General features: G+C 67.0%; 11 protein-coding genes. 7 read left to right on the top strand and 4 right to left on the bottom strand.

The features are described 5' to 3' along the window. Window positions 1-19: 19 nt before the first annotated feature. The 4 genes from AC1RQC_RS09140 to AC1RQC_RS09125 form a co-directional block, all read right to left on the bottom strand. Complete coding sequence (locus tag AC1RQC_RS09140; RefSeq protein WP_492374453.1) at window positions 20-478, bottom strand: hypothetical protein; 459 nt, start codon at window positions 476-478, stop codon at window positions 20-22. Then, the gene (locus AC1RQC_RS09135; RefSeq protein WP_150986796.1) at window positions 475-993 is read right to left on the bottom strand and encodes a MarR family winged helix-turn-helix transcriptional regulator; all 519 of its coding nucleotides are present in this window, start codon (window positions 991-993) and stop codon (window positions 475-477) included. The genes AC1RQC_RS09140 and AC1RQC_RS09135 overlap by 4 nt, the downstream gene beginning before the upstream one ends. Before the next feature lie 68 nt (window positions 994-1,061). After that, the gene (locus tag AC1RQC_RS09130) at window positions 1,062-2,078 is read right to left on the bottom strand and encodes a Bug family tripartite tricarboxylate transporter substrate binding protein (RefSeq protein WP_492829088.1); all 1,017 of its coding nucleotides are present in this window, start codon (window positions 2,076-2,078) and stop codon (window positions 1,062-1,064) included. Window positions 2,079-2,276: 198 nt separating this feature from the next. After that, window positions 2,277-3,389 (bottom strand): porin, encoded by a 1,113-nt coding sequence (locus AC1RQC_RS09125; protein WP_492882993.1) that lies wholly within the window; start codon window positions 3,387-3,389, stop codon window positions 2,277-2,279. Window positions 3,390-3,718: 329 nt separating this feature from the next. On the opposite strand from AC1RQC_RS09125, the gene coq7 reads away from it, so the two are divergent. The 7 genes from coq7 (at window position 3,719) to AC1RQC_RS09090 (ending at window position 11,314) form a co-directional block, all read left to right on the top strand. Then, on the top strand, window positions 3,719-4,342 hold the full coding sequence (gene coq7 / locus AC1RQC_RS09120; RefSeq protein WP_174423057.1) for a 2-polyprenyl-3-methyl-6-methoxy-1,4-benzoquinone monooxygenase: 624 nt from the start codon (window positions 3,719-3,721) through the stop codon (window positions 4,340-4,342). Window positions 4,343-4,792: 450 nt separating this feature from the next. Beyond that, a complete protein-coding gene (gene mraZ, locus AC1RQC_RS09115; protein WP_150986800.1) occupies window positions 4,793-5,221 on the top strand; it encodes a division/cell wall cluster transcriptional repressor MraZ in 429 nt (142 codons plus the stop codon). Window positions 5,222-5,228: 7 nt separating this feature from the next. Beyond that, window positions 5,229-6,242, top strand: coding sequence for a 16S rRNA (cytosine(1402)-N(4))-methyltransferase RsmH (gene rsmH / locus AC1RQC_RS09110; RefSeq protein ID WP_492374448.1), 1,014 nt, complete (start codon window positions 5,229-5,231; stop codon window positions 6,240-6,242). Further along, window positions 6,239-6,562: a cell division protein FtsL gene (ftsL, locus tag AC1RQC_RS09105; RefSeq protein ID WP_043349840.1), complete on the top strand. Its 324-nt coding sequence runs from the start codon at window positions 6,239-6,241 to the stop codon at window positions 6,560-6,562. The genes rsmH and ftsL overlap by 4 nt, the downstream gene beginning before the upstream one ends. Beyond that, window positions 6,559-8,358, top strand: a complete 1,800-nt coding sequence (locus AC1RQC_RS09100; RefSeq protein ID WP_492808082.1) for a peptidoglycan D,D-transpeptidase FtsI family protein — start codon at window positions 6,559-6,561, stop codon at window positions 8,356-8,358. Before ftsL ends, AC1RQC_RS09100 begins: the two co-directional genes overlap by 4 nt. Then, window positions 8,355-9,902, top strand: coding sequence for a UDP-N-acetylmuramoyl-L-alanyl-D-glutamate--2,6-diaminopimelate ligase (locus tag AC1RQC_RS09095; RefSeq protein WP_492374446.1), 1,548 nt, complete (start codon window positions 8,355-8,357; stop codon window positions 9,900-9,902). The genes AC1RQC_RS09100 and AC1RQC_RS09095 overlap by 4 nt, the downstream gene beginning before the upstream one ends. After that, the gene (locus tag AC1RQC_RS09090) at window positions 9,899-11,314 is read left to right on the top strand and encodes a UDP-N-acetylmuramoyl-tripeptide--D-alanyl-D-alanine ligase (protein ID WP_492829097.1); all 1,416 of its coding nucleotides are present in this window, start codon (window positions 9,899-9,901) and stop codon (window positions 11,312-11,314) included. The genes AC1RQC_RS09095 and AC1RQC_RS09090 overlap by 4 nt, the downstream gene beginning before the upstream one ends. Window positions 11,315-11,348 lie beyond the last annotated feature (34 nt).

Here is an 11,348-nt window from a genome sequence, read left to right as displayed (position 1 = left end):
TTTCATTCAGCGGGGCGCGTCAGCATTCCCGCGAGGGCACGAGCAGCGGCTCGGGGGCGCCGTCGGGATAGACCATCCGCACGCAGGCGCCGGGCTCCAGACCAGGTGCCGCAGGGCCATTGACGATGACGTTGCCGCCGCTGCCATCCAGTGGCGCCACCGTGTACTGGAACAGGTCCATGCGCGGCCGCGGCTGCGGGCGTAACAACGAGTTCAGGTCGACGGAAAAGCCAACGCCTGCGCCGCTCCAGCCACCGCCGTTCCATGCGCCGCCGCCAACGCCCACGGCGGTGCTCACCGCACCGTTGTCCGGCATGTCGACCTGGCCCACCAACGTCTTTGCGCCGATGCGCCCAAGCTTGATGGTGACGTTGAGCGGTGACACCTCGGGTCCTGGCGGCGTGCTCTGGCAAGCCGCGAGGAGCAGCGTCAGCAGCGCGGCGCAAAGCGTGCCCGGTCCCGAGCGGGCTGCGTTCATGCGCTCACCAGCCCGGTCTTGAGCCGGCCCAGCAAGCGGAACAGGGCGCGCCGGTCGGTCTGGGGCAGGCCGCCGAACAATTGCTCGATCCAGTCTTCATGCGCGCGCGCCATCTTGGAAAACGCGGTGCGTCCGGCCGGCGTGAGCCGGATCAGGTAAGCGCGGCGATCGCTTGGCAAAGCCTCGCGCGAGACCAGGCCTTCTTGCTGGAGCTGGTCCGTGATGCCGGTGACGTTGCCGCCGGTGACCATCATGCGGCGGGACAGCTCGCCCATCTTCAGGCCTTCCGGATGGCGGTCGAGCTGGGACATCAGGTCAAAGCGCGGCAGGGTGCAGGCGAAATCCTGGCGCAGCCGGGAGCGGATGTCGGCCTCGACCAGATTGGTGCAGGTCAGCAGGCGCAGCCACAGGCGCAGGGCGTCGTGGGCGTTATCGTCGGCGCTGGTTTCGAGATCGACCGGCGCTTCTTCGGCGCCGGCCTTGGGCGGGGCCTCGGCGGCAGGTGGGGTGGGCATCGCGGCACGCTGGTTGTTTGATGCCTCAAGTATATGCGCTCGCACGCCGCCACGGGCCGGCGCGCGCCTCAATCCACCTTGGCGCCCGAGTCCTTGACCACCTTGGCCCACTTGGTGAGCTCGGCGCGGATAAAGGCGGCGAACTGCTCCGGCGTGTTGCCGACCGGGTCGGCGCCCTGGGCCAGCATCTTTTCCCGCATGGCCGGCGTGGCCAGCGCGCGCGTGACTTCCTGCTGGACGCGCGCGACGACCTCATGCGGCGTGCCGGCAGGCGCCAGCAAGCCGAACCAGGAACTGGCCTCGAAGCCCGGCAGGCGGGCCGCCTCTGCCACCGTTGGCACACCCGGCAGCGCCGGCGAGGGTTTGGCGCTGGTGACCGCCAGCGCCTTGAGCTTGCCGCTCTTGATCAGCGCCATCGACGAGGGCAGGTTGTCGAACATGAGCTGCATGGTGCCGCCGGCCAGGTCGGTCAGGGCCGGGCCGCTGCCCTTGTAGGGGAAGTGCACCATGAAGGTACGGGTCTGGGTCTTGAACAGCTCGCCTGCCAGGTGGATCGAGGTACCGTTGCCGCTCGACGCCATATTGAGCTTGCCCGGGTTGGCGCGCGCATACGCGATCAGGTCGGTGACGCTGTTGATGCGGTTTTGCTGCGCGAAGGCGGGGTTGACCACCAGCACATTGGGCACCGAGGCCACCTCGGTGATGGGGGTGAAGTCCTTGACCGGGTCGAACGGCAGCTTGCCGTACAGAGACTGGTTGATGCCATGCGTGCCCACCGTGCCCATCAGCAGCGTGTAGCCGTCCGGCGCCGCCTTGGCGACCATGTCGGTGCCGATGTTGCCGCCCGCGCCCGGCCGGTTGTCGACGACTACGTTCCAGCCCTGGAGCTTCGACAGCTCGGCGGCCACTGCACGCGCCAGGATGTCGGTCGTGCCGCCGGCGGGGAACGGCACCACCAGGCGGATCGGCTTGCTGGGATAGGGATCCGCGGCTTGCGCGGGCGCTTGCCAGGCAAGGGGGCCAAGGCAGGCACCGGCGAGGGTGGCAAGCAGCCTTTGGGTCGCGCGGCGGCGGGTGCGGTGCATGGGGTCTCCTTATGGGTGCCTGCGTTTTGCCGGACGGCGCGATGGCGTGGTACGCATCGCCGGTACATCCGGAGGGCTGCTGCATTGTAGTGTCGGCATAACAATGTGCCGATAAGGTGATGCCCTAGGACAGGAAGGCGAGGCAGCGCCATGAAAAAAGGCACCCGAAGGTGCCTTCGCAGTGCCGCGCGGATGCGCTTAGAACTTGTGGCGGATACCCACGCCGACGCCCAGCATGTTGTCGTTGTTGGAGCCGAGGTAGTAACCGTTGGCGAAGCTGATTGCCGAGGTGTCGAAATTCAGGCCGGCGTTCTTCGCGTACGCGGCCGTCAGGTAGATGTCGGTACGCTTGGACAGGTTGTAGTCGGCAATGAACGAAACCTGCCACGGGTTCTTGACGTTGATGCCGCCGAGGTTCTTGACGTCGTCGTAGTTGTACTGCAGCGTCAGGCCCAGCGGTGCGGTGACCTGGTAGTTGGCACCGATCCAGTAGTAATTGTCACGCAGCACGGTCGCGCCGCCCGGGCCCTTGGATTGGCCCCAGCGATAGCCGCCCATGATCTTGGCCGGACCGAAGGCATAGCTGCCTGCCACCGCCGCCTTCTTGAACGTGCCGGTGTCGCCGGTCGTGCTCAGGGTCGGGTTGTACTGGTCGTAGGCGATGGTCGCGCCGAACGGACCGGCAGCGTAGGCCACGCCGGCGCCGTAGCCGGTGTCGCGGCGGAACTGGCCCGGGACTTCGCCTGCGCCGAGCGCACCGTTGCCGAAGGACCAGTGCGCGATCGCGGTCACCGGACCGAATACGCCCGTGTACTTGGCCGTGTTGTCGGAGCGGAAGTTCAGGCCGAGCTGGGCGACCACCGGCTCATACTGGGTGGCGTAGCCGCTGGGCGAGAAGTTGGCGAGCAGGTCGAACAGCGTGGTGTACTGGCGACCAAAGGTGAAGCGGCCAGCCTGGGCGCTTTCGATACCCACGTACGCTTGACGACCGAACAGCCGGCCGCCTTGCTGCAGCGAGCCGGTGTCGAGGGCGAAGCCGTTTTCGAGCACGAACAGCGCCTTCAAGCCGCCGCCCAGGTCTTCCACGCCGCGCAAGCCCCAACGCGAGCCGGACAGGCCACCGGAGGACATGCGAAAGACAGAGTTGCCTCGGCCGGTATTGAAGCCGTTGGTGGCCGTCGGCGCAACGCCGAGGTGATTGACGTATTCGAGGTTCATATCCGCAACGCCGTACAGCGTCACGCTGGACTGGGCCTGTGCGGCACCCGCGAATGCACCCAACGCAGCCAGCGCGAGAAGCGATTTTTTCATGCTCGATGATCTCCGTGTAAGAATTATTGGTGGCCAGCGGAGAAACCTCCTGAGTCTCCATTTTCCGCTTACCCAACTTCGTCAGAAGCTGCCAACTACTGTAACAAACCGCCTTCGATTCACAATCGGGTTCACTGCCCTTGTCAGCTTTTCACAACTCAGGGTTTTGGAGTATCTGGCCCTTGCCGGCACGGGCCACGCGGGAGAGGCCCGGCAAGTCCGCCACGGTACAATGCGGGAAATCCCGAGGGCGTATTCATCGGTCCATTTCCCCCTTCGCCAGGGCGTGGGACGCGGAACCGCTCCGAGCAACCACCAGCCATGCATCCATGGATACCTTGATTCGCGAATTCGATGTGGCCTTGCGCGCGATCGCAGGCGTCACCCGCGCCAGCCGCGCCAATCCTGCCGAGGCGCTTGCGCCCGATGCGCAGAGCCTCGACGAGACGCAACGCCGCCACGTGGCCGGGCTCATGCGCATCAATCACGTGGGTGAGGTCTGCGCGCAAGCCCTTTACCAGGCCCAGAAGCTGACCGCGCGCACGCCGCAGGTTCGCGCGCAGATGGATGAGGCCGCGCGCGAGGAAGAAGACCATCTCGGCTGGTGCGCCGAACGCCTGCGCGAGCTCGGCTCGCGTCCCAGCCTGCTCAACCCGCTCTGGTACGCGGGCGCGTTTGCCATCGGCTGGGCGGCGGGGCGAGCGGGCGACCGCGTCAGCCTGGGATTCGTCTCCGAGACCGAGTACCAGGTCGAGCAGCACCTGAATGGCCATCTCGAGCAGATCCCCGTTGCCGACGACCGGTCGCGCGCGATCCTGGAGCAGATGCGCGATGACGAGGTGAGGCACGGCGCCGCCGCCCGCGAGGCGGGCGGCATGCCGCTGCCCTCGCCGGTGCGCGCGATGATGCGGGCGGCCTCCAAGGTGATGACCACCGCCGCGTATCGGATCTGAGGGACGGCGACGGAGGCGGGAAGCCCCGCCCCGGCGCCTCGCGCGCCGGTAAGCCAGGTACCCCCCCGCACGCGGGGTAGACGCGAAAACGTTGTATCCTTCCATCGGTCCGGCTCGGCCGTTTTTCCTGCTGCAGGCAGTTCCTTCCTCAGTTGTTCTCAGGTGGTTTCTCTGCTTTCTTCCATAAGATCTTCATTTCATTGGGAATTCACTTTTTCGGTGCGCGAGGTGTGCGCGCTAAGTCATTGTTCTAATTAAAAAAACCCGGATTGTTGCCCCACAACGAGCCTTGACCCGTGAAATCGCTTCCTCTAAAGTGGGAAATAGTGTGAGGAAGTGTGTTTTTGTGTGAAAACGCAGTCTGGCTATGGGATCATCGCCCAACGTCGGATTTAAAGGATTCACGCGCCAGCCGGTGGCAAGCATGCCGGCGCGGACCGGGGAGCTAGCTTGTTTCAGGGCGCATCGGCGCTGTCACTGGATGCCAAGGGCCGGATGTCGATTCCGGCGCGGCACCGTGAAGCGCTACAACAGCAGGCCGAGGGCCGGGTAACGCTGACCAAGCACCCGGACGGCTGCCTGCTGCTGTTTCCGCGCCCTGAATGGGAAAACTTCCGTGGTCGCATAGCGGCTTTGCCGATGGACGCGCACTGGTGGAAGCGCATCTTCCTGGGCAATGCCGCTGATGTCGACATGGACGGCGCGGGCCGGGTGCTGATCGCCCCCGAGCTGCGTAGCGCCGCTTTGCTCGACAAGGAAGTCATGCTGCTCGGTATGGGCAGCCATTTCGAAGTCTGGGATGCCGCAACCTACGCCGCCAAGGAACAGCAGGCGATGGCGCAGGGCATGCCGGAAGCATTAAAGAATTTCTCTTTCTGACGAGGTCATGAGCTCAACCCAAACGCCGGGGACCACCGCCCTGCGCCATCGCACCGTGTTGCTGGACGAGGCTGTCGAAGCCCTGGTCTGGCGGCCCGATGGCGTCTATGTGGACGGCACCTTCGGCAGAGGGGGGCACAGCCGGGCAATTCTGGCCCGGCTGGGCCCGGCCGGGGCACTGGTGGCCTTCGACAAGGATCCGGCAGCAATCGCAGAGGCGGGCACCATCAAGGATGCCCGCTTCTCCATTGAGCACACCAGCTTCGCCGAGATGCCGGCGGCGCTGGCGGGCCGGGGAAAGGTCGCCGGGATATTGCTCGACCTGGGCATCAGCTCACCCCAGATCGACGACGCGGAGCGGGGGTTTTCCTTTCGCTTCGAGGGACCGCTGGACATGCGCATGGACACCACGCGCGGCATGACCGCCGCGCAGTGGCTGGCGCAAGCGGATGAGCAAGACATCGCAAGGGTGATACGGGACTATGGGGAAGAACGGTTTGCTGTACAGATTGCAAAGGCGGTTGTTGCTCGCCGGAGCGAACCCGGCCATGGCGGACCGCTTGCCACTACTGCCGAGCTTGCCGCGCTCGTGGCGAAAGCCGTCAAAACACGCGAGAAGGGTCAGGACCCTGCGACCCGCACCTTTCAGGCTCTACGGATTCACGTCAATCAAGAGCTTGCGGACCTCGAAAGCGGCCTGAGCGCCGCTTACGACTTGTTGCAGGAAGGCGGACGGCTGGTGGTCATCAGTTTTCATTCGCTTGAGGACCGCATCGTCAAGCGGTTCATGCAGGCGCACGCCCGTCCGCAGCAGAATGCCGATCCCGCCATGCGCCGCGCGCCCCTGCGCGCGGACCAGCTGCCGCAGCCCACGCTGAAGCTGCTCGGCCGGGTCAAGCCGGGCGCCGAAGAGGTTGCCGCCAATCCGCGTGCCCGCTCCGCGGTGATGCGCGTGGCCGAGAAGCTGCCGTCCCCGGCGTCCCCTTCGTCCGCTTCCACCCAGAAGGCGGGCCGCCCATGAACCGCCTGACTTTCTTCCTGCTGGCTGCCCTGATGCTGTGCGCGCTCTCGCTGGTGAGCGCGCAGCACCAAGCCCGCACCCTGTTCGTCGCCCACGAGCGCGCGCAAGCGGAAGAAAAGCAGCTCGACATCGACTGGTCCCGCTTGCAGTACCAGCAGAGCTCGCTCGGCAAGAGCGCGCGCATCGCGGACGCAGCCCGGACACAGTTGAAGATGACGCCGGTGCTTCCCGGCAGGACCCAATACCTGGCCGGCGTGGTGCTGGACGCGCCGCCCGCCAGCGCGCCCGCGGCTGCAGCACCCGAGGGGAGTAAGCCATGACCATCGCCCGGCCCTCGCAAAACGCCCAGCGCGGCAACCCTTCGCGCCCGCGCACCGGCCAGTTCGCCGCTAGCCCCGTGCTTGGCTTGCGCCTGCCGATGTGGCGCTCGAAGCTGGTGGTGTTCATGATGTTCGCCGCCTTCGTCGCCCTGGCTGGGCGCGCGCTCTGGATCCAGGGCCCGGGCAACCAGTTCTACGAGGCCGAAGGCAAGAAGCGCTTCCAGCGCACGCTCGAGCTGCCCGCAACGCGCGGCAAGATCCTCGACCGCAATGGGCTGGTGCTGGCGACCAGCTTGCCCGTGAAGGCCATCTGGGCGGTCCCGGAGGATGTGCCCGACGAGATCGACGCTGACAAGATCCGCCAGTTGAGCAAGCTGCTCGACATGAGCGACAAGGAACTGCGCCGCAAATTCACGGAAGACAAGAGCTTCGTCTACCTGAAGCGCCAGGTGCTGCAGGATGTCGCGGACAAGATCGCCGCGCTCAAGATCGAAGGCATTCACCAGACCCGCGAATACAAGCGCTTTTATCCGGAAGGCGAGGCGATGGCGCACATCGTCGGCTTTACCAATGTCGAAGACCGCGGGCAGGAAGGCGTCGAGCTGGCGCGCGAGGGCGTGCTGGCCGGCAAGTCCGGCGCGCGCCAGGTGATCAAGGACCGCCTTGGCCGCGTGGTGGAGGATGTGGGCATCCTCAAGACGCCGCGCGACGGCGAGGACCAGCAGCTCTCCATCGACGCCAAGATCCAGTACCTGGCCTACAACGAGGTCAAGGCCATCGTCGAGCGCAGCAAGGCCAAGGCAGCCAGCGCCGTGGTGCTCGACGCGCAGACCGGCGAGGTGCTGGCGCTGGCCAACTGGCCGACCTACAACCCCAACGACCGCACCCGCCTGTCGGGCGAGCAGCTGCGCAACCGGGTCCTGACCGACACCTTCGAGCCGGGCTCGATGATGAAGCCGATCACGATCGGCCTGGCGCTGCAGCTCAAGCGCGTCACGCCGTCGACGGTATTTGCCACGACCGGCAAGTTCAACTACGAAGGCGCCACCATCAGCGACACCCATAACTACGGGGCGCTGACCGTGGCCGGCATCATCCAGAAGTCCAGCAACATCGGCACGACCAAGATTTCGATGCTGCTCAAGCCACAGGAAATGTGGGATATGTATATGAGCGTGGGCCTGGGCCAGGCGCCCAAGATCGGCTTCCCCGGCGCCGTGGCCGGACGGGTGCGCCCGTACAAGAGCTGGCGGCCCATCGAGCAGGCGACCATGTCCTATGGGTACGGCCTGTCGGTGTCGCTGTTCCAGATCGCCCACGCTTACACCATCTTCGCCCATGATGGCGAACTGATCCCGGTCACCATGTTCCGGAACCAGGGCCCGGTCACTGGCGAGCGCGTGCTGTCGCCCGAGGTGGCGCGCCAGGTGCGGGCCATGCTGGAGACGGTGACGGCGCCTGGCGGCACTGCGCCTGAAGCCCAGGTGATGGGCTACCGGGTTGGCGGCAAGACGGGCACGGCGTACAAGCACGTGGGCCGCGGCTACGACCGCAGCAAGTACCGGGCTTCCTTCATCGGCCTGGCGCCGATGTCCAACCCGCGCGTGATCGTGGCCGTGAGCGTGGATGAGCCTACCTCCGGCAGCCACTATGGTGGCGCCGCTGCGGGCCCGGCCTTCTCCGCGATTACCGGCGGCGCGCTACGCGCGCTCAACGTGCAACCGGATTCGCCGATCCGCCAGTTGGTCGTGAGCGACAAGGTGCAGGAAAGCGAACCGTGGAGCGCGACGCAATGACCCGTACGCTGCTCCCCCTCGAAGTGGCCGCGCAGGCTGGCGATGCCTTGGCCTGGCTGCGCCAGCACGCGCCCGCCGGCGCCAAGCTGACGGGCGACACGCGCCGTCTGGCCCAGGGCGACGTGTTCTTTGCCTATGTGCTGGGCAATGCGCGCCTGTCGACCGATGGGCGCCCCCATATCGCCCAGGCGATCGCCCGCGGCGCCAGCGCCGTGGTCTTTGAGGCCGATGGTTTCGCCTGGCCGCATGGCGAAGGCGTGCCGCATCTTGGCGTGTCGGGCCTGCACCAGTTCGCCGGCCCGATTGCGGCCAGCTGGTATGACAACGCCGCGCGCGATCTCGCCGTGACCGGCATCACCGGCACCAATGGCAAGACGTCGTGCTGCCAGTGGCTGGCGCGCGTGCTGCAGGCCGCGGGCAAGCGCTGCGCCACCATCGGCACGCTTGGCACCGGTTTTCCTGATGCGCTCACGGCGACCGGCTTCACCACGCCCGACGCCGTCCAGCTGCAGGACAGCCTGGCCGCGCTGCATGGCGCCGGCGCGCGCGCGGTCGCCATGGAAGTGTCCTCGCACGGCCTGGAGCAAGGCCGCGTGGCCGGCACGCACTTTGCGGTGGCGGTGCTGACCAACCTGACCCAGGACCATCTCGACTACCACGGCACCATGGCCGAGTACGAGGCGGCCAAGGCCCTGCTGTTCCAATGGCCCGGCCTGCGTGCCGCCGTGATCAACCGCGACGATGCCATGGGGGGGCGCCTGCTGGCCAATCCTGCGCTCGCCGCGCAGGTGATCGAATACGGCATCGATGGCGCGGCCGCCCCTACCCGCAAGACAGGCCAGTGGCTGCGCGCGACCAACGTGCGTGCCACCGCTGCCGGCACGGCCTTCCATGTGGATGGCAGCTTCGGCAGCGCCGATGTCAGCACGCCGATGATCGGCGCTTTCAATGTCAGCAACCTGCTCGCCGTGCTGGGCGCCACGCTGGCCAACGGCATTGCCTGGGCCGCTGCCATCGACGCGCTGCGCACCCTCAAGCCGGTCGACGGCCGCATGGAGTTGTTCGGCGGCAGCCATGGCGGCCAGGACGGGCCGCTGGCAGTGGTCGATTACGCCCACACCCCGGATGCACTGGAAAAGACGCTGGATGCGCTGCGCCCCGTGGCCCAGGCCCGCAAGGGCCGGCTGTGGTGCGTGTTCGGCTGTGGCGGCGACCGCGACCCGATCAAGCGCCCGCTGATGGGCGAAGTGGCCGAGCGGCTTGCCGACGAGGTGGTGCTGACCAGCGACAACCCGCGCAGCGAAGACCCGCAAGACATCCTGAACGCCATTGCCGACGGCATGGCCGACCGCAGCCGCGCGCACCTGATCGAGGACCGCGCAGCTGCCATCCTGTATGCCATCAAGCACGCCACCGTAGCCGATGTGGTGCTGGTGGCCGGCAAGGGGCACGAAGCCACCCAGGAGGTGCAGGGCCGCAAGCGGCCTTTCTCCGACCGCGAGCATGTCCGGCTGACGCTGGGCACGCGTGGGGTGTCAGCATGACGCAATACACCATGACCGATTTGCAGCAAGCCGCCGGCTGGATCGCCGGCGCGCGTCTTTCCGGGCCCGATGGCGCAGCCAGCCGGGCGTTCTCGCGCGTGCTGACTGACAGCCGCACGGTCCAGCCCGGCGACCTGTTTGTCGCGCTCAAGGGCGAGCGCTTCGATGCGCACGATTTCCTGGCCGACGTGGTGGCGCGTGGCGCCGCCGCGGTGCTGGTGGACCGTGAGCCCGACGCCGCGCTTGGCATTTCCGCCATCGTGGTGCCCGATACCCGCCTGGCGCTGGGCCAGCTGGCCGCCGGCTGGCGCCGCCGTTTCAGCCTGCCCGCGGTCGCGGTGACGGGCAGCAACGGCAAGACCACCGTCAAGGAGATGATCGCCGCGATCTTCGCGGCGGCGGTAGGGGAGGGCGCCCGCCTGGCAACGGGCGGCAACCTGAACAACGATATCGGCCTGCCGCTGACCGTGCTGCGGCTGTCCGCCGTGCACCGGCTCGCCGTGCTCGAGCTCGGCATGAACCACCCGGGTGAGACCGTCTACCTGGCCAGCATCGCACAGCCTACCGTGGCGGTGGTGACCAACGCGCAGCGCGAGCACCAGGAGTTCATGGTGAACGTGGAGGCCGTGGCGCATGAACACGCCGCGGCGATTGCGGCGTTGCCCGCAGACGGCGTGGCGGTGTTCCCGCTCGACGCCGAAGGCGGCGGCGCGCATGCCGGCATCTGGCGCCAGGCAGCCGGTGCGCGCCGCGTGCTGTCGTTTGGCCTGGATGCCAGCGCCGATGTCCGCGCCGATGTGGCTCTGGACGACGGCGTGCAAGTGATGCAGGTCAGCGCGCCTGGTGCTGCGTTCGAGGTCCGCCTGTCGGTGCTTGGCACCCACAACGTGCGCAACGCGCTGGCGGCGATCGCCTGCGCGCTGGGCGCGGGCGTCGGCATCGAGGCGATCCAGGCAGGGCTGGCCGGGTTTGCCGCGGTCAAGGGCCGGCTGCAGGTCAAGCATGCCACCGGCGGCACGCTGGTGATCGATGACAGCTACAACGCCAATCCCGATTCGGTACGAGCGGCTATCGACGTGCTGGCCGGGTTTGCCGCGCCGCGTTTGCTGGTGCTGGGCGACATGGGTGAAGTGGGTGACCAGGGGCCGGCCTTTCACACGGAGATCGGCGCCTACGCGAACGCGCGCGGCATCGAGGCGCTGTGGGCAACCGGCGAGGCCATGGTGCACGCCGTGCAGGCATTCGGCGCCACAGCCCGGTATTTCGAGCGGGCCGAGGACCTCGCCCAGGCGTTGGCGCAAGACAAGGACGGTGCCGTGGCGGCAGCAAGCGCGGTACTGGTGAAGGGATCTCGGTTCATGCGGATGGAACGGATGGTCGATGCGCTGGTCGCAAACACTCCCGCGCATTAATCGTCATCAATAGTTATTTACGCAATCAGTCAGA

It is taken from the genome of Cupriavidus sp. GW822-FHT03E04, from assembly GCF_058801495.1.
Note: the sequence above shows the minus strand (reverse complement) of the source record. Positions and strands in the feature narration are given on the sequence as shown.

Coding starts and splice junctions, on each gene's coding strand:
- AC1RQC_RS09140 (WP_492374453.1), bottom strand. CDS start 478: ATGAACGCAGCCCGCTCGGGACCGGGCACGCTTTGCGCCGCGCTGCTG.
- AC1RQC_RS09135 (WP_150986796.1), bottom strand. CDS start 993: ATGCCCACCCCACCTGCCGCCGAGGCCCCGCCCAAGGCCGGCGCCGAA.
- AC1RQC_RS09130 (WP_492829088.1), bottom strand. CDS start 2,078: ATGCACCGCACCCGCCGCCGCGCGACCCAAAGGCTGCTTGCCACCCTC.
- AC1RQC_RS09125 (WP_492882993.1), bottom strand. CDS start 3,389: ATGAAAAAATCGCTTCTCGCGCTGGCTGCGTTGGGTGCATTCGCGGGT.
- coq7 (WP_174423057.1), top strand. CDS start 3,719: ATGGATACCTTGATTCGCGAATTCGATGTGGCCTTGCGCGCGATCGCA.
- rsmH (WP_492374448.1), top strand. CDS start 5,229: ATGAGCTCAACCCAAACGCCGGGGACCACCGCCCTGCGCCATCGCACC.
- ftsL (WP_043349840.1), top strand. CDS start 6,239: ATGAACCGCCTGACTTTCTTCCTGCTGGCTGCCCTGATGCTGTGCGCG.
- AC1RQC_RS09100 (WP_492808082.1), top strand. CDS start 6,559: ATGACCATCGCCCGGCCCTCGCAAAACGCCCAGCGCGGCAACCCTTCG.
- AC1RQC_RS09095 (WP_492374446.1), top strand. CDS start 8,355: ATGACCCGTACGCTGCTCCCCCTCGAAGTGGCCGCGCAGGCTGGCGAT.
- AC1RQC_RS09090 (WP_492829097.1), top strand. CDS start 9,899: ATGACGCAATACACCATGACCGATTTGCAGCAAGCCGCCGGCTGGATC.